Origin of the sequence: Paraburkholderia sp. J12 (genome assembly GCF_905220215.1) — a bacterium.
Classification (GTDB): domain Bacteria; phylum Pseudomonadota; class Gammaproteobacteria; order Burkholderiales; family Burkholderiaceae; genus Paraburkholderia.
In genome coordinates, this window is record NZ_CAJMZC010000009.1 from 227356 (window position 1) to 245584 (window position 18229).

Here is an 18229-nt window from a genome sequence, read left to right on the forward strand (position 1 = left end):
AGGGGGCGGCCGCGTAAGCGGCCGTTTTCCTTTGTGCTACGCACGACCAGCCTCCTTCAGCAACGCTGACAGCTTGGCTTCCAGCCGTGCCAGTTCGGACTTGAGTTGAACACGCTCGGCGCGCAAGGCGTCGAGGTCAACCGCCTCCTCATCTGCCGCAGCCGCCACATACCGAGCCACGCTGAGGTTGAAGTCGTTCGCCGCGATCTCGGCTGGGTCCACGAGGCGAGCATACCGTTCAACGTCTTGCCGCTGACGGTAGATGTCCACGATCATGCTCAGATCGGATTCACGCAGCACGTTCTGCGTTTTGCCATGCTGATAGGTGTCGCTGGCATCGATGAATATCACGCCGTCGTCAGCCTTCTTCTTGCGCAGCACAAGAATTGCGACCGGGATAGCCGTATGGGCGAACATCTTGGTTGGCAAAGCGATTACTGCATCGATCAGGTTCTCGTGGACTAGTTGCTCTCGGATCTGCCGCTCTGCCCCAGTACGAAAGAGCACACCCAAGGTCACGACCGCTGCCATGCGGCCCGTCTCAGGCGCGAGCGTCTCGACCATGTGGCTTATGAATGCGTAGTCGCCGACCATTCTCGGAGGAACGCCGCGCCGGTAGCGCTGATAGATGTCTCTCTCCGCCATCTCGTGCCCCCAGTCGTGGAGCGAGAACGGGGGGCTGGAAACGGCGACATCGAAACGCCTTAATCCGCCAGAAGCGTCGAGCAGCTTGGGAGCACGGAGGGTATCACCCCACTCAAGCTGATGATGAGTCTCACCATGAAGAACCATGTTCATCTTGGCCAGCGCCCAAGTCGAGCCGCTCTTCTCCTGACCAAAGAGGGAACACCCACCCTGCCCCGACCCCGCCCTAGCGAACTGACTGCACGCGATCAGCAGTGAACCTGTTCCGCAACAGGGGTCACCGATCGCCTCGCCGCCCGAGGGTGCCATCAAACGTGCCAGCAGTTGAGACAACTCGGGCGGAGTGTAGAACTCGCCGCCCCATCTACCCCCGACTTCTGCGGTATGCCTGATCAGGAAGTCACACGTAAAGGCGACGCCCTCATTCGCCAGACCGCCACTCTCGCCAAAATTCAAAGCGCTGACGCCGATCGCATCCAACAGACGGCCGAGCACACGCTCCTTCTGTTCAACGTTGCCAAGCACGGTCGAGTTGAAGCTGATGCCCCGGAAGACGTCGCGCAGGCCAGAGTTGGCTCGCTCGATGGCAGCAAGGGCCGAATCGATGCGTTCCCCCAAGTCAGGGTCAGCGCTGTTGCGGGCAGCGGCGAGGCAACCGAAGCGGAATTCGTCCGGCACCCAGTAAGAGGCGTCGCTAGAGACTACGGCGGCCTGACTGCCGTGGGCTGACGCAACGTCAGATAGGAACCTTACCATCAGCATTGCCAAGACGAGGTCTCGGTAGTCCATCGGCCTGCAAATTCCGCGGAATGCGTCGCAGGCCTGAAGAACGGCAGACCGAATGGCATCTTGTCGAGCGGGGTCAAGCATGTGTGGCCCCACTGCGCAGTACTTGTCTCGTCACATGGGCGATCTCGGCCCGGTCGATCTCGTTCAGGCGATGTCGAATGGCCACAATCTCCTGTGTCGTCTGATCGAGTTCGGCAATCTGGCGCTGCTTCGGCATGGGCGGAACTTCAACTTCCAGCGAAAGAAGCGCAGCTTTGGTCAGCGCCTTGATAGTGGTGCCGGTCAACAGCAGAGAAATCTGCTGTTGCGTCGACGGCTCGTTCAGATGCCAGACCAGGTAGCGCGCGTCCAGTTGGGAGGTCGGGCGGATCACGTTGAGCTGCCCCAAGGGGAAGACCGGATCGTCGGCACCTTCGAAGAGCCAAGCACTGTAGTAGTCTCCCCTCGACGGGATCACGATGTCGCCGCGCTGAAGGCAGTGCGCGAGATGCCGCTCTTGCACATGCAGCCACGGCAGTTCGTGCCAGCGCAGGGGTTTGCCAGCCACCAGGTCTCGGATGGCCAGTGCGCGCACGTTACCGTCAGGCCCCTCCTTCGGGGCCTGGTCGCGAAAAACGACGGCGGTGTGGACTTTGGCAATGGTGCCGAGCGGGGGATTCATTTTCTGCGGATGATTCTACTGTAAATATGCAACCAGTGTACCACGCCCGCATCGGCGGGCAAGCAGTAGAATTATCCGCAGTCTCACGCCAATGTCCACAAAAGTAACGGGCTTGAGTACGACACGATCGTCTTTTGTTGATCTCGACGATCAGGCATGGTCGGCGCACAGGCCCGGAAACCGAGAGGGCCTTGCCACATCCTTCGTCGCGCTTCCCTGCGCGAAGCAGCGCGCGATCTTTGATTCGGTCGTGAGCGCAGACAGAGGCAATGCGTGGCCGAGCTACTCTAGCTTCTGACAAACGACGGGATACCGGAAATCGCAATATAGTCTTCACCAAGCGACTCGCCCCGCTTGTTCGGCAGCACGCGTAACTCAAGGGGATAGCGCAGAAGCACTGTGAGAGACTGAACACAGATATATCGTTAATCGCACTAAGAACTTTATGTCGAACACAAATTTGGTTCGCCCCAGCCGCGACGGAGATCAGTTTCATTACCTTTGGGCTTCTAGACGTTGTTTGAAGCTACTCACTGCAGATGGCGGTCTCGTCGCCATGAGTATCGAAGGTCCGTCGCCAAATGAACAATCAGGAGCCGAACAGATCGAAGCGGGTGAAGAGCTGATTGACATCGCGGAGTATTTTGGCAGCGAAGATATCGACCAAGCGCAGCTGGTGCGTTATATGCAGCTTAAACACTCGACCTTGCATGCTAACGATCCATGGACCGCAAGCGGGCTGGAAAAAACCATTAAGGGCTTCGCGAAGCGGTTTGCCCAATTGCAAAACGCTTACGCTCAAGCCGAGCTGGCGAAAAAACTGGAATTTTGGTTTGTCACGAATAGACCAATCAATTCGAACGTTGTCGAGGCTGTCGCTGATGCTGCAGCAGAAGCAACCCCGCGTCATCCAGATGAACTGACGAAGCTGGAGAGATTCACTGAGCTGGCGGGCGGCAAACTAGCAGCATTCTGCAAACTACTCCGCTTCGAAGATCGTCAAGGTGGGTACTGGGACCAACGCAACGTCCTGTTTCAGGAAGTCAGTGGCTATTTGCCCGATGCGGACGTTGATGCGCCAACGCAACTGAAAGAACTTGTTACCCGACGGGCCCTTTCCGAAGGTGAACAGAATCCTACGATAACCAAGATCGATGTATTGCGGGCGTTGAAGACCGATGAAAGTCGGCTGTTCCCCACCAACTGCCTTGTAGGCGATATTACTGATGCAGTTGCGCGCGAACAGGAAATCGAAATTATCAATCAAATCATCGGCGCGACGAGCCCTGTCATCGTCCATGCTTCCGGTGGGGTTGGCAAATCGGTCTTCGCGACACAGATTGGCAAGGGTCTTCCCGATGGTTCAGCCTGCATTCTCTACGACTGCTTTGGTAACGGACAGTACCGAGGTGCGACTGGCTATCGTCACAGGCATAAGGATGCACTCGTTCAGATTGCAAACGAATTGGCCACAAAAGGAATCTGCCACCCTTTAATCCCGACGATTCATGCCGATACATCGGCATATGTCCGCGCGTTTGTTTACCGTTTGACTCAAGCGGTGCAAATCCTGCGCTCATCTGAGCCAAACGCACTCTTATGTGTAGTTGTGGATGCGGCAGACAATGCGCAGATGGCTGCCGAGGAGATAGGCGAGGCGCGTTCATTCGCACGCGACCTCATTCGCGCAAGCATCCCTGAAGGTGTCCGTCTCGTCTTTCTGTGCCGCACACATCGTCAATATCTTCTTGATCCACCCATCGCGGCAATATCAATCGAGCTGCGCCCGTTTAGTCGTAGTGAGACGGCGACTTTCTTGCGCAAAAAGTTCCCCGACGCAAGCGAGCACGACGTCGATGAATTTCATCTACTAAGCTCGCACAATCCACGCGTGCAGGCGCTGGCTTTATCGCAGAAGTTGCCGCTGCAAGAAGTGTTGCGACTGCTCGGACCCAATCCCACGAGCGTAGAAGACACAATTGCGAACCTGTTGGATAACGCTATTGCGAGGCTCAAAGATGTCTCAGGTTCGATTGAAAAAGAGCGAGTGGAAAAGATCTGTGCGGGTATGGCAGCACTACGACCATTGATTCCGATACCTATTCTCTCGGCGATGTCAGGAGTCGAGCAGGAAGCAATCAGGAGCTTTGCTTACGATATTGGGCGCCCCCTCCTTGTGACTGGCGAGACTATCCAGTTCCTAGACGAGCCCGCCGAAACGTGGTTCCGGGATAAATTCAAACCCACTGCGCAGGGATTGGCGGGCTTCATCGTCAGCCTGAAACCTCTGGCAAACAAAAGTGCTTACGTTGCTTCCATGTTGCCTCAACTGATGCTGGAAGCAGGTCAATTTTCCGAACTCGTAGATCTAGCGCTGTCTTCGGCTGCACTCCCGGAAGGGAACGCGCTTGAAAGACGCGACGTCGAACTGCAACGTTTACAATTTGCGTTGAAAGCGGGCCTCCGATCGCAGCGCTACCTCGAAGCTACGAAGCTCGCATTGAAAGCCGGCGGTGAGACAGCAGGTGATGATCGACAACGAAAGTTGCTCCAAGAGAATACCGACCTCGCATCAGATTTTCTTGAACTTGATCTCATTCAGGAAATCGTGTCCCGTCGCACTTTTGGTTCTGGATGGATTGGCTCTCATCATGCATATGAGGCAGCGCTTCTTTCCGGTCGAAAGGAGTTGTTGGGAGAGGCACGAAGCCGATTACGTATGGCTCACGAGTGGCTGCAGAACTGGTCCAGTTTGACGACTGACGAACGCGAGAAAGAGAAGATATCGGATCAGGATGTGGTTGAGCTTACGCTTTCGCACTTGAATATTCATGGTGCAATAGATGCTGTAGAGAGCATAGGGCGCTGGAAACCACGCGAAGTTTCGTATCGAGTTGGACGCATTGTGGTTCGACGCCTTATTGATCACGGACGTTGGTCAGCTATCGACGACATCGCGCTCGCAGCGAGAAAAAATCTTTGCTTAGCGCTTGCCATCGCTACCGAATTGCGGGCGGTAAATAAGACGCCTCCAGATGAAGCGACGCAACATGCGCTTCGTAAACTTTCGAAGATTCGGGTCGATCTTGGCAATCGCAGCGGTTGGGATAACAGTGAGGCCACACTCGACGCAGTAACGGCTCTTGTCGAAGCCGCATTGAAAAAGAATTTATGCACGCATGGCGACGCAGCCGTGATGCTCGCTCAGTACCTACCGGCAGAACCACCACGAGGGCTTGCGTCACGGTTCTCTAAGGCTCGCTTCCCCCTGCTCCGAGCCTATTGTCTTCAAGCTTCTCTCGAACAAAAGTCAATCGAGTTGATCGACATCGCTAACTCCGAGCTTAAAAAGGAGATCGAAAAGAAAAATGAGCATACAACGTCTCGCGATCTTCGAGAATTCCGGGAGGATATCGGCGCCCTACTCCCATGGCATAAGCTTTGGGCATCGTGCCTGCTCGGACAGGTCGAAAAGGAGGACGTTTCAAATGAAATCGAGAAGGCGCATAAGACCTCCACGAAAGCCGAGCTAGACAGATACCGAGAAGAACCTAGCACCTCGAATGAAATCGCCCTACTTCGAATGGATATTCTGCACCATGCCGGAATCACGGATGAAGCGGCCTTGGCATCATTCAACCATTGGAAGGGAGAGCTCAAGCAGCCCTTGTCCACTCCAACGCTCAATGCACTTTGCAGATTGTGCGCACAACTGGATGAGACAAAAGCTTCTGCGCTGATCTATGCCGTGGAATCCTACACACTCACGAAAAACGAACGATCCGATGCGGAAAGTAAATCGAAGGAGTATCTTGAGCTTGCCCGTGCCATATTTACGACGAGCAAAGCAGATGCACACGCGTATTTCAATGAGGCCATGGAGGTCGCGGGAAAGATCGGCGATGAAAATCTTGCGCGGTGGGATGCCATTCTTGACCTCGCCGATCGCGCTTCGCGTGTCGATCGCCCTGTACCCAAGGTCGCTTACCAGTTCGCACGATGCGCAGAGCTGACCTACGACTACGTCGTACGAGATAAGCATTTTGCCTGGAACAGCACGGTGAGCGCCATTTGTGGACTGTGCCCCGCCTCGGCCATCACCATTTTGAGCCGATGGCGAGACCGGCAGTTTGGTTGGCGCGACAGGCTGTTGCCGGTCGCTATTGAAAAACTGATTGAACAAAACAGCGTCGACCCTCGGGATGCACTTCCATTGATTGGATTCCAAGCACAGTGGGACCACGACAAGCTTCTTGATGCAGTACTGGCCAAATCCGATAACTCGGAAGCAAGAGCTTTGGCGAGCCGTATTTTGTATCGCTATGCACAGTTCTCTGTCTTTGCTTCGTCAGGCCTGAAAAATCTTCAGCGAATCGCAGCAAAGCACAATGTCGCCCTGCCAGGGCTGGCTGACGCGATTGCGTCGTCTGAGCGAAAGGAGGCTGCAAGCAAAAAAGAGAGAAGCCGCTACGAAACGCCGCTGTCTGCCGCGAGTGAAAGCGAGCCAATCCCGTGGGAACATATCTTTGCAGAAGTGGACGTCACAACGGCGGGCGGTCTGTCTCAAGCTTACCTGATGTTTAAGCGGACTGACCCACCGTGGAATCATGAGAGCTTCTTCATGGAGGCCATGCATCGGGTACCTTTGGGAGCGGAAGCCAGTTTCATTGAAACCGTTGTAGGAGCTCCGGAGTTCGACCTTTACAGCTTTAGACGTTTTTTGGAGCGAGTGCCGGAAAACTGGAAAGTGCGACCAGCCGTCTCTCGGGCACTCGCTAGAGCCCTGAAGGAGATTTGCCGCCGCTATTACATGGAGATCAGGAAAAGCCGCTATTACGAACTGTTTCCTTTCGAGCTCGCATGCTCAATATCGGGCATAAGCCAAGCTGAGATCGTCGACGTCGTGCTGGCCTCTACCGGCGAAACACCCGATCTCATCGAGACGGGTCGACTCTTTTCTCTTGTCGGACTTCTCGCGATCAAGCTATCGCACGATGAAGCGTTAGCCGCTTTGATATATGGGCTCGAGCTTTTCAACTCGGCGCTGGAAGACAAGGACGGTGATGGACCGTGGCGCGATACTTTATTACCGCCCGACGATATTCGGGAAGCGATTGCAGGCTATATATGGTCCGCATTGGCTTCGCCGGAAGCGCCGGAAGCGGTGCTGCGATGGGAAGCCTCACACGCCGTCGTCGAGTTGTGTCGTCTCGGACGTCAGAGTGTAGTTGATCGATTGATCAAGATAGCTACGGCTGGAGACGGCGGTCCATTTGTGGACGTAAGATTGCCGTTTTACGCACTTCATGCGCTCCAATGGCTGCTTATCGGTCTGGCAAGAGCCTCATTGGAAACACCATCCGCAGTGGCCCCCTATTCCGGTCAGCTTGTCGATTGGGCCCTAACGGACCAACCTCATGTATTGATCCGTGCATTGGCCTCGCGCGCCGCCCTCCAGCTTGCGGCAAACGGATGTCTAGTCGACGAGGACGGGCTTTCCGATCGTCTAAAAAATGTCAACGTATCGCCACTGCCTGTTGTCGAGTCCGACACCTATGAACGCCGTGCTTCTCGCAAGCGCAACAGGCACGCGGGCACCGATGGAGACAGCTTTTATTTTGGCATCGACATCGGCCCCTATTGGTACGCTCCGCTCGGTCGGGTGTTTGCCCTGTCCCAAGACGACATTGAGGCCGAAGCACTGAAGGTCATACGGGAGGTTTTTTCCTATGGTGCGAAGGGTCGCTGGGACGACGATGAACGGGCTCGCCGCAACCTCTACGAAGAGCAGCACACTCACCATTCCCACGGCTCATCTCCCAGGGCCGACAATCTTCAGTTTTATCACGCCTACCACGCGATGATGATTGTCGCAGGGCGGCTATTGGCTACGACATCCACGCACCGCGACCCAACCTACGACGAGGATGATGGGTTTGCTGACTGGCTATTTGGCCATGATCTCACTCGCCGCGACGGCCGCTGGCTTTGGGATCGGCGTGACCCTGAACCAGATTCGCGGAGTACGTGGCTATACCGCGAAAATGACCATCCGGACCGACGACACGTGACGGAAGGTGACTTTGAGGAGGCGCTTAGAAACGGCGATAGGCTAAATTTGTGGGGACATTGGACCGAGGCGGATACGCGCCGGGAGCAATCAACGCGTATCTACAGTGCACTCGTTACACCGGCTAAATCGGAAGCTCTGCTGCGCGCTCTCGCCACGACCAAAGATGTGCATGATTACGCGATACCGAGTGCCGACAGTGACATGGAAATCGATGAGGACGGCTTTGAGCTTAAGGGCTGGGTGCTGGACCACAGTGATGGAAGGCGGCTAGATGAATACGACCGCTGGGCTGGGGGCGTTTCCTTCCCACCACCGCGTCCCGCACCATTCATCGCCGAACAGATGCGGATTGAAACGGACTCGGATCTTCGATTTTGGACAGATCAAAACGAAACGTGTGTCATAGAAAGCCAAATCTGGGGCTATTACGACGAAGCGAATCGCCATGAAAGTAGTAATCCCAATAGCGGCAGCCGCCTTCAAGTGTCGGCATCTTTCGTCGCAGCCATGCTGGATGGACTAAATCGCGACCTCATTATTGAGGTGCAAATCGAGCGGCGGCGCCGCTATCAACCATATGAAATCGGTGAAAAGAATGACGACGAGCGAATCAAAACAATTGCCAAGCTCTACCTTCTCGGAAAAGATGGAAAATTGCGGACCATCTGACAGCGTATTGGCGCTTGGTCGAAAACTCGTTGAGGAGTTAGGACTGGAACAGTCCGTTGATACGCTCGGACGTTGGATGGCCCACTACATTGCCGATCTTGTAACGAAGGCTGAGAAAGCTACCGGGGATGAAAAGATTGTGGTGGAACGCGAGTGCTCCGCCGCGATTTTGGCACTGTGGAAGCATCGTTCTGAATTGCCGGATGGACGTCGTCCGTTCCAAGCACTGGAGCCGGTAATGCGGGCTATCGAAAGTCTCGACCCAGAGAACGATACACCTCGCTACTTTCGTGCAGCCCGCCCTCCGAAGGGTGATGCTGCAGAAACGTCGGAGCAAGCTCGATGGTTAGCCTTGGTAGATGGGCTAGACCATTCAGCTAGAATTCTTATCGGCTACTGCCTTGCTGAGGCCGCCGAGGCGGCGCTGGACAAATCAAAAGAATGGGTAAAACTGGCAACGGAAATTGACGCCAACGGTGCTCCTGAAATCGTCATCCGTGTTATCTCGTCAACCGCCGACATGATGAAGAAGCCGGACCCTAACGAAGCAATGCGTTCGCTTCTTAAGGACAGAATCCAACGATTGCACGGATTCCTAGAGATGGCCGAATCGCTAGTCATCACGCTTGACGAACGCCTTCAGGCGCTGCCATCTGCGGGAGAGAGCAGGTCGGATAATTAGACGTCACCCGCTTCCGTTGGACGACTTCCATCGCAATGGCGCTTTCGCTCGCCGGAAGCCACGATCGGCAGCCATGAAAGCTTCCAGCATGTATGGGACCAACGCCGTTACGTCGACCACTTCGCCGTAGGTCTGCGCGTGTAGCTATACGGTAATCCGGCCGGTATCGCTCGTAGAATCGAAATATCGATCCGTATATCACCTGCCAAGTAAAATACCGCATCGCTTATGCATCAACACTCGGGACATTTCATGAAGATTGCCACCTGGAACGTGAATTCCCTCAAAGTCCGCCTGCAACACGTCATGGACTGGCTCACCGCCAGCCAGACCGACGTGCTGTGTCTCCAGGAACTAAAGCTCACCGACGACAAATTCCCGCGCGCCGAACTCGAAGCGCACGGCTATCGCAGCTGGTTCGCCGGCCAGAAGACCTATAACGGCGTGGGCATCCTCGTGCGCGATGGCCTCTTCGTGGACGAAGCCACGGTCGTGCGCAACATCCCGGCATTCGAGGACCCGCAGCAGCGCGTGATCGCCACGACGATCGGCGATACGCGCGTGGTGAGCGCGTACTTCCCCAACGGCCAGGCGCCCGGCACCGAGAAGTTTGCGTACAAACTGCAATGGCTCGATGCGCTGCACGACTGGCTGGCCGACGAAATGAAGCGCTATCCGAAGCTCGCGCTGCTCGGCGATTACAACATCGCCCCCGAAGACCGCGACGTGCACGATCCGAAAGCCTGGGAAGGCCAGAATCTCGTCTCGCCCGAAGAGCGCACCCAGTTCGCGCGACTCGTCGAACTGGGTTTCGTCGACGCGTTCCGCCAGTACGAGCAGCCCGAAAAGACCTTCACCTGGTGGGACTACCGCATGTTCGCGTTCCGCCGCAACGCAGGGCTGCGCATCGACCATATCCTGCTCTCACCCGCCCTTGCGCCGCTCCTCAAGTCGTGCGAAGTGGACAAGACGCCGCGCAAATGGGAGCAGCCCTCGGATCACACGCCCGTCGTGGCCGAACTCGATATCAGCGCTTAAAAGACACAAGCAGACACAAGCAGCGCGGCCGCGCCGCCATCACCACGTTCCCGCCAGTGTGGTCCACAAGAAGCGGAACACGAGCGCGTCGTAATCGGCGCGCTCCAGCGCATCGCTGCCGGGGCCATGGCCGCCTTCGGTGCTCTCCAGATACCAGACGTTCGTGTGGCCCTGTTCCTGCATGCGCGCCACCATCTTGCGCGCGTGGCCCGGATGCACGCGGTCGTCGCTCGTCGAAGTCGTGAAGAGCGACGGCGGATACGGCACACCGGCCCGCACGCGGTGATACGGCGAATAAGCCGCCAGCGCTCGCGCCTCGGCAGGATCTTCGGGGTCGCCGTATTCGTCGAGCCATGACGCGCCCGCATGCAATAGCGGGTAGCGCTGCATGTCCAGCAGCGGCACTTCGCTCACGACCGCGCCGAACAGTTCGGGCCGCTGCACCATGCAGGCGGCGACCAGCAGGCCGCCATTGCTGCCGCCCTTGATGCCGAGTTGCGCAGCGCGCGTATAGCCGTCGGCGGCAAGCTGTTGTGCGACGGCGATGAAGTCGTCGAACGAGCGTTGCCGATGCTCGGTCTGCGCCTGCACATGCCAGGCGCTGCCGTACTCGCCGCCGCCGCGGATGTGTGCGACCGCAACGATCCCGCCCTGCTCGAGCCAGCCGATGCCATCGCCCACGAGATATTGCGGCATCAGCGGAATCGCAAACCCGCCATAGGCGGTCAGCAGGCAGGGCGCCGGCTTGCGCGCGCTTCCTTCTAGCGCCGCGCGCGGCCCGATCATCGTGAAGGGCACGCGCGTGCCGTCGGCCGAAAGTGCGTGCGAACGTACCACCGTGAGCGGTGCCGCATCGAACTGCGTGGGCCAGCGATCGAGCAGTTCCCAATCCTCGAGATCGCGGTTCGCGAGGTCGGTGAGCCAGTATTCGGGCGGCTGCAGATAGTCGTCCACATCGACGAAGACTTCGTCGTTCAGCGTATCTTCAATCGGCGACACCTCCACCTGCGAAGCCGCATGTGCCGGAAACGCGCGCGCGTGCCAGGCCCACGCGCCGTCTTCGCATTGCGGCTGCCACAGCATCGTGCGGCTTTGCACATCGTCGAGCCACGACACCACGAGATACTGTTTCGTGTTGGTCCAGTCGCATGCCGAAGTCACGGGGGTCGGCGTAAAGAGCGCCGTCATGGTGCGCTCGCCGGCCAGGAAGGCGTCCTCGCGGATCGCCAGCAGCGCACCGCCCGGATGCGTGACGCCCCCGCACGCCCAGTCGAGGCGCGGCTCCAGCAACAGCCAGCCCTGCCATGCACCGACCGCGACATGCTCCGGCACCTCGTACCGCTGCCATGCCCCCTGCGCGTCGAGCCGGTAGTTGTACGCGTCGAAGAAGTCGATGCTGCGCACGACGTCATGGCGCTTCTCGATCGGGTCGTAGTCGGCTTCGACGCTGATATCGCCGAACTCGCCGCGAAACACCACGGGTGCATCGGCGAGGCGCGTGCCGCGGGTCCAGCGGCGCACCTCGCGCGGGTAGCCCGAGCGCGTGAGCGACTTGCGGCCGTTGTCCCAGCCCACATAAACCGTGTCGCGGTCGATCCACGAGATGGTGTGCTTGCCTTCCTTCGGGATGACGAAGCCGCCGTCCGCGCTTTCCACGAAGACGCGCCGCTCGAGGTCGAACTCGCGCACCGTCACCGCGTCCGCGCCGCCGTCCGAGAGCTGGATCAGCGCGCGGTCGCCATCGGGATAAAGGATGTCCAGGCCCGCGCAGACCCACGCCACACCCTCAGCCTTGCCGAGTGCGTCGAAGTCGATCAGCGTCTGCCATTGCGGCTTGCCGGCGCGCCAGTCGGCCCAGAGGGCACGGCGCCAAAGGCCCTTGGGATTGCTTTCGTCCTCCCAGAGATCGTAGGCCCATGCTTGCCAGCGGCTCGGGATCACGGGCCGTTCGCGCGGCAGATAGGCTTCGGAAAGACGTTTTCTGAGCGCCTCGAAACGCGCGCCGCCCTGCCATGCGGCACGTGTGCGCGCGTTCTGCGCCTCAACCCATGCGGTGGCAGCGGGGTCGTCGAGCGATTCGAGAGAGAGAAAGGGATCGGCCTCGGCGGGCCAGGGGGAAGTGACAGGCATGATCGATGGTGTGCGGGAAACCAGCGTCGATTATGCCTTGCACCGCGCGCATGCGATGCACTACCGCCGCATCGGGCGCGAATCGAACGCCCGACGCAGCGGATTGCTCCAGCGCAGTTACTCCAGATTCAGTTCCTGAATCTTGCGCGTGATGGTGTTGCGGCCAATGCCCAACCGCTCCGCCGCCTCCACCTTGCGGCCGCGCGTGAAGTCCAGCGCCTCGCGGATCACGGCGGCTTCGAAGCGGCGCGAAAGCTCGTCCATGACGTCGGCGCTGTTCTCACGCAACAGGCGTGCCACTTCGGTACGCAAGCCGGTTTCCCACACGGCTATGGCCGCCGCAACGCTCACGGCCGCGCCGAAGCCGCCCGCGGCCGGCAGCACGCCCGGTACGCCGCCGTTCGCGCCGGCTACGCCCAGTGCCGCGCCGCCCAACGCCACCGCGCCGGCGCCGTCCGCCCCCACCGCGACGCCGCCTTCGACCGGCGCCCCCTGCGCCGGCACGAGATCCGGCGGCAGATCCTTGATCTCGATGGTCTGCGCGGGCGCCATCACGGTCAGCCAGTTCGCGAGATTTTCGAGCTGGCGCACGTTGCCGGCAAACGGCAGCGAGGAGAGATACGCAAGCGCCTCATCGGAGACGCGCTTGGGCTCCACGCCCAGTTCGCGCGCGCTCTTTTGCAGGAAGTGGCGCGTAAGAAGCGGAATGTCCTCGCTGCGCTCGCGCAGCGCCGGCAAGCGCAAGCGAATCACGTTGAGGCGGTGATACAAGTCCTCTCGAAACAGGCCCTGGCGCACGCGCGTTTCGAGGTTCTGGTGCGTCGCGGCGATCACGCGCACGTTCGCCCGCAGCGGATTGTGGCCGCCCACGCGGTAGAACTGCCCATCGGAGAGCACGCGCAAGAGCCGCGTCTGCAGATCGAACGGCATGTCGCCGATTTCGTCGAGAAAAAGCGTGCCGTTCTCGGCCTGCTCGAAGCGGCCCTGGCGCATGGCCTGCGCGCCCGTGAACGCACCGCGCTCGTGGCCAAACAGTTCGGATTCCAGAAGATCTTTCGGAATGGCCGCGGTATTGAGCGCAATGAACGGTCCGTTCGCGCGTGGGCTATGACGGTGCAGCGCGCGTGCGACGAGCTCCTTTCCGGTGCCCGACTCGCCCGTGATCAGCACCGTCGCGGCCGAATGCGAGAGGCGCCCGATCGCGCGGAACATGTCCTGCATGGCGGGTGCCTGGCCGAGCATCTCGGGTGCTTCGGCCGGACGGTCGTCCCATGGATGCTCGCCGCGCACGCTCTCGTCCACGGCGCGGCGGATCAGCTCGACCGCCTTGTCCACGTCGAAGGGCTTGGCGAGGTATTCGAACGCGCCGCCCTGGAACGCGGCCACTGCGCTGTCGAGGTCCGAGAACGCGGTCATGATGATGACCGGCAGTCCCGGCACGCGGTCGCGCACGGTTTGCAACAGCTCCAGGCCCGAGCCGCCCGGCATCCGGATATCGGATACCAGCACCTGCGGGCTGTCGTGGTCGAGCGCACTCGCGGCCTCGCGCACGTTCGAGAAGCTGCGGGTCGTGAAATTCTCGCGCGCAAGGGCTTTTTCGAGCACCCAGCGTATCGATTGGTCGTCGTCTACTATCCAGATCGGCTTCATAAGGTCGGTCAGAAGTCTTGTTGGCGTGCGCAATCAGGAATCGAGCGGCAGGAGAATCTGAAACTCGGTGTGTCCTGGCCGGCTTTCCACTTCGATCAGGCCATCGTGCTGCTGCACGAAGGTCTGCGCGAGCGTGAGTCCGAGACCGCTGCCGTCCTCGCGCCCCGAGACGAGCGGATAGAAGATGCGGTCGCGGATGTCCTCGGGAATGCCGGGCCCGTTGTCGGTGATATGCAAGTCCAGTGCCAGCTTGCACAAACGTTTTGAAATCGTGATCTTGCGGGCAACGCGCGTGCGCAACTCGATGCGCGCATCGCCCTGCGAGATGCGTTCGCGCAGCGCCTGCGCGGCATTGCGCACGATGTTGAGCAGTGCCTGGATCAGCTGCTCCTTGTCGCCGCGCAGATCGGGCACGCTCACGTCGTAGTCGCGCTCGATCGTGAGGCCGCGCGGGAACTCCGCGAGGATCACGGCGCGCACGCGCTCGCACACCTCGTGGATGTTCACGTCGCCGACGATATGTGGATGCCGGTGCGGCTCGAGCAGACGATCGACGAGTGTCTGCAGCCGGTCCGACTCCTTGATGACCACCTGCGTGTACTCGCGCAGCTCGTCGCGTTGCAGCGCGCCGAGCTCGAATTCGAGCAGCTGCGCCGCGCCGCGAATGCCACCGAGCGGATTCTTGATCTCGTGCGCGAGGTTGCGGATCAAATGCTTGTTGACGGCCGTGAGGTCGTGAATGCGCTCCTCGCGGTCGCTGCGTATGTGCCGCTCGTTTTCGAACAACTCGAGCAGCACGTAGTCGGGCGCGCTCTCGAGAAAACCGACGATCGCGTGCACGTGCAGCGGCTCGCGGCCCGGACGTTCGAGCGACGCGTCGAGCCGCGTGGCGTGAAAGCGGTGTTCGGCGATCGAGGCGATCGTCGCGACGAGTTCGTCGGCATTGGAAAAGAGATCGGACCACGCCATCTGCGCGAGCTGCCGGCGCGAGAGGTCGAGCATGGCCTCGGCAGACGGGTTGGCGAACGCCACCCGCAGCGTGCGCTTGTCGAGCACGAGCACCACGGTCGGCAGCGCCTCGAAGCCGGGCAACAAGCCGGAGCCGGCGAGTGGCGCGTCGTCCGAGAGCGGTTCCGCGTGGCCCTTCCTGGCCTTGATCAGGTTCTTGAGCACCATGTAACCGTCCGGCGCTGCGCGCGGCGCACCGGCACTATCCCTATCGATGTCGAGGTCCCGACGCTGCGGCGACCGCGAAAGCGCCGCTGTCCAGGACCCGGACCTGCGGCCTAATGAAAAAGGGACGGCGCCGCCGTCCCTTCCTGAACTCTCGCGACCGTCGCGCGGCGAACGGGCGCTTCGTCGTGTAGCAGCGAGCGAAGCGCCATCGTCGATTGGCTGCGCGAATTACAGCGAGTAGTACAGCTCGAACTCGACCGGGTGCGTGGTCATACGCACGCGCTGCAGCTCGGACTCCTTCAGCGCCAGGTACGCGTCGATCATGGTGTCGGTGAACACACCGCCGCGCGTCAGGAACTCGCGATCCTTGTCGAGCGCTTCGAGCGCCTGGTCGAGGCCGGCACAGACGGTCGGGATCTTTGCATCCTCTTCCGGCGGCAGGTCGTACAGGTTCTTGTCGGCGGCTTCGCCCGGGTGGATCTTGTTCTGCACGCCGTCGAGACCCGCCATCATCAGTGCCGAGAAGCACAGGTACGGGTTGGCCATCGGATCCGGGAAGCGCGTTTCGATACGGCGACCCTTAGGATTGCTGACGTGCGGAATACGGATCGACGCCGAACGGTTGCGTGCCGAGTAAGCAAGCTTCACCGGTGCTTCGAAGTGCGGCACGAGACGCTTGTACGAGTTCGTCGTCGGGTTCGTGATCGCGTTCAGGGCACGGGCGTGCTTGATGATGCCGCCGATGTAGAACAGCGCGAATTCCGAAAGACCTGCGTAGCCGTTGCCCGCGAACAGGTTCTGGCCGTCCTTCCAGATCGACTGGTGAACGTGCATGCCCGAACCGTTGTCGCCCACGACCGGCTTCGGCATGAAGGTTGCCGTCTTGCCGTAGGTGTGCGCGACGTTGTGGACGATGTACTTCAGTTGCTGCGTCCAGTCGGCGCGCTGCACGAGCGTCGCGAACTTGGTGCCGATTTCGTTCTGGCCTTGACCGGCCACTTCGTGGTGGTGCACTTCGACCGGAATGCCGATCTGCTCGAGCAGCAGACACATTTCCGAGCGGATGTCCTGGAACTGGTCGACCGGCGCGACCGGGAAGTAGCCGCCCTTCACGCCCGGACGGTGGCCCGTGTTGCCGCCTTCGAATTCCTTGCCTGCCGACCACGGGGCTTCTTCCGAGCCGATCTTCACGAAGCAGCCCGACATGTCCACGTTCCACTGGACCGAGTCGAAAATGAAGAATTCGGGTTCCGGACCGAAGAAGGCCGTGTCGCCGAGGCCCGTGCTCTTCAGGTACGCTTCGGCGCGCTTCGCGAGCGAGCGCGGGTCGCGCTCGTAGCCCTTGCCGTCGGCCGGCTCGACCACGTCGCAGGTCAGCACGAGCGTCGATTCTTCGTAGAACGGGTCGATGAAGGCGGTGTTGGGGTCCGGCACGAGCAGCATGTCCGACGCTTCGATGCCCTTCCAGCCGGCAATCGACGAACCGTCAAACGCATGGCCGCTCTCGAACTTGTCTTCTTCGAATGCCGAAACCGGCACCGAGACGTGCTGCTCCTTGCCGCGCGTATCGGTAAAACGGAAGTCGACAAACTTGACGTCTTCGTCCTTGACGAGTTGCATGACGTCGGCCACGGATTTACTCATAACCTTTTCTCCTGATTAACGATTTCGGCGAACAGCGTCGCCGTCCGAATTCTGTTGATCCTCGCCGGCCGCCCCTGGCAGGCCACCCTCGCCAGCCGCCGCCTCTGCCGCGCCGGCAAGCCGGCTGCGAATCGATCGCGACGTATAAAGCAGCTTCCGTGCCATGCATGCGCCAAGCTGGCGCAATTCCTTTTGGCGACGCGCAGTTACAGTGAAAAAACCTGTCGCTCCCGCCGCGCTGTTGCTGCCCGATTGCCTGCGCCATCCCCCGTGAAGCACCATTTTCGTGCAATCCCGAAAATGGCGCGCCTTATTTTTACCATCATGGTGCACAGGAGCGGATTTGCACCATTCCGATGCAAATCCGCTCCTGTGCAGTCATCCTGCTTCCCTCGACCGCTCTCGTGGAGCGGCCCGGACCGCCGGAGGGGCTGCGCGCTAGAATGGTCTTTTGGTCCAACGCGAAAAACAGGAGATCCGCAGTCATGAGTACGCTCGAACAGTTGTACGCCCAGGCCGAAAAGCGCCGTGCCGAGAATCAGCTGTCCTACGCGGGCGCAGTGGCACCGGCCGAGGCGTTCGAGCTGCTGCAGCTCGATCCGCGCGCCCGCCTCGTGGACGTGCGCACGCGCGCGGAACTCGACTGGGTGGGCCGCCCCGTGATCGGCGACGGCCAGTACGTCCACGTCGAATGGACGCGCTATCCGGGCGGCGTGCCGAACACCGAGTTTCTCGCCCAGCTGCGCGCGGCCGTCGATCCCGACGCACCCGTGCTGTTCCTGTGCCGCAGCGCCGCGCGCTCGAAGCTCGCCGCCGTCGAGGCAACGAAAGCCGGCTTCGCGCAAGCCTACGACCTGCTCGAAGGCTTCGAAGGCGACAAGGACGGCCAGGGCCATCGCAAGACCGTTTCGGGCTGGTGCTTCCGCGGCCTGCCGTGGATCGGCGCCTGAGCGACACCCGCCGGCTACGATCTGGCCGATTGGCCACTCTGAGCGCCGCATGTGACAGGCCGATGATGCGGTAAAGCCATGGCGCATCGAATGCGCCATGGCCGTGCACGGGTGCCCGCCCG

10 protein-coding genes and 1 pseudogene are annotated in these 18229 nt (G+C 59.9%); 4 read left to right on the forward strand and 7 right to left on the reverse strand.

Annotated elements, in window-relative coordinates:
• Positions 1-36: 36 nt before the first annotated feature.
• Together U5760_RS20300 and U5760_RS20305 are read right to left on the reverse strand one after the other, a co-directional pair.
• The gene (locus tag U5760_RS20300; RefSeq protein WP_322014068.1) at positions 37-1515 is read right to left on the reverse strand and encodes a class I SAM-dependent DNA methyltransferase; all 1479 of its coding nucleotides are present in this window, start codon (positions 1513-1515) and stop codon (positions 37-39) included.
• Positions 1508-2095 (reverse strand): restriction endonuclease subunit S, encoded by a 588-nt coding sequence (locus tag U5760_RS20305; RefSeq protein WP_322014069.1) that lies wholly within the window; start codon positions 2093-2095, stop codon positions 1508-1510. The genes U5760_RS20300 and U5760_RS20305 overlap by 8 nt, the downstream gene beginning before the upstream one ends.
• Before the next feature lie 445 nt (positions 2096-2540).
• Between U5760_RS20305 and avs3a the strand changes: the two genes are divergently transcribed.
• Both avs3a and avs3b read left to right on the forward strand, forming a co-directional pair.
• Positions 2541-8837, forward strand: a complete 6297-nt coding sequence (gene avs3a, locus U5760_RS20310; RefSeq protein WP_322014070.1) for an AVAST type 3 anti-phage nuclease/ATPase Avs3a — start codon at positions 2541-2543, stop codon at positions 8835-8837.
• A complete protein-coding gene (avs3b, locus tag U5760_RS20315; RefSeq protein ID WP_322014071.1) occupies positions 8764-9519 on the forward strand; it encodes an AVAST type 3 anti-phage proein Avs3b in 756 nt (251 codons plus the stop codon). The genes avs3a and avs3b overlap by 74 nt, the downstream gene beginning before the upstream one ends.
• Before the next feature lie 3 nt (positions 9520-9522).
• On the opposite strand, the pseudogene U5760_RS20320 reads toward avs3b, so the two are convergent.
• Positions 9523-9663 (reverse strand): annotated as a pseudogene (locus U5760_RS20320) (DUF2274 domain-containing protein); the annotation flags it as partial.
• A gap of 108 nt (positions 9664-9771) precedes the next feature.
• Here U5760_RS20320 and xth point away from each other — a divergent pair.
• Positions 9772-10557: an exodeoxyribonuclease III gene (gene xth / locus U5760_RS20325; protein WP_322014072.1), complete on the forward strand. Its 786-nt coding sequence runs from the start codon at positions 9772-9774 to the stop codon at positions 10555-10557.
• Positions 10558-10596: 39 nt separating this feature from the next.
• Here xth and U5760_RS20330 read toward each other — a convergent pair whose 3' ends face one another.
• The 4 genes from U5760_RS20330 to glnA form a co-directional block, all read right to left on the reverse strand.
• Positions 10597-12687 carry a prolyl oligopeptidase family serine peptidase gene (locus U5760_RS20330; RefSeq protein ID WP_322014073.1) on the reverse strand — a complete coding sequence of 697 codons (2091 nt, stop codon included), beginning with the start codon at positions 12685-12687 and terminating at the stop codon, positions 10597-10599.
• A gap of 117 nt (positions 12688-12804) precedes the next feature.
• Positions 12805-14337 carry a nitrogen regulation protein NR(I) gene (gene ntrC, locus U5760_RS20335; protein ID WP_322014074.1) on the reverse strand — a complete coding sequence of 511 codons (1533 nt, stop codon included), beginning with the start codon at positions 14335-14337 and terminating at the stop codon, positions 12805-12807.
• A gap of 33 nt (positions 14338-14370) precedes the next feature.
• Entirely contained in the window at positions 14371-15513 is a 1143-nt protein-coding gene (glnL, locus tag U5760_RS20340; protein ID WP_322014075.1) for a nitrogen regulation protein NR(II), read from the reverse strand.
• A gap of 228 nt (positions 15514-15741) precedes the next feature.
• Positions 15742-17157 (reverse strand): type I glutamate--ammonia ligase, encoded by a 1416-nt coding sequence (gene glnA / locus U5760_RS20345; protein WP_322014076.1) that lies wholly within the window; start codon positions 17155-17157, stop codon positions 15742-15744.
• 485 nt (positions 17158-17642) lie between these two features.
• On the opposite strand from glnA, the gene U5760_RS20350 reads away from it, so the two are divergent.
• The gene (locus U5760_RS20350; protein WP_322014077.1) at positions 17643-18107 is read left to right on the forward strand and encodes a rhodanese-like domain-containing protein; all 465 of its coding nucleotides are present in this window, start codon (positions 17643-17645) and stop codon (positions 18105-18107) included.
• Positions 18108-18229 lie beyond the last annotated feature (122 nt).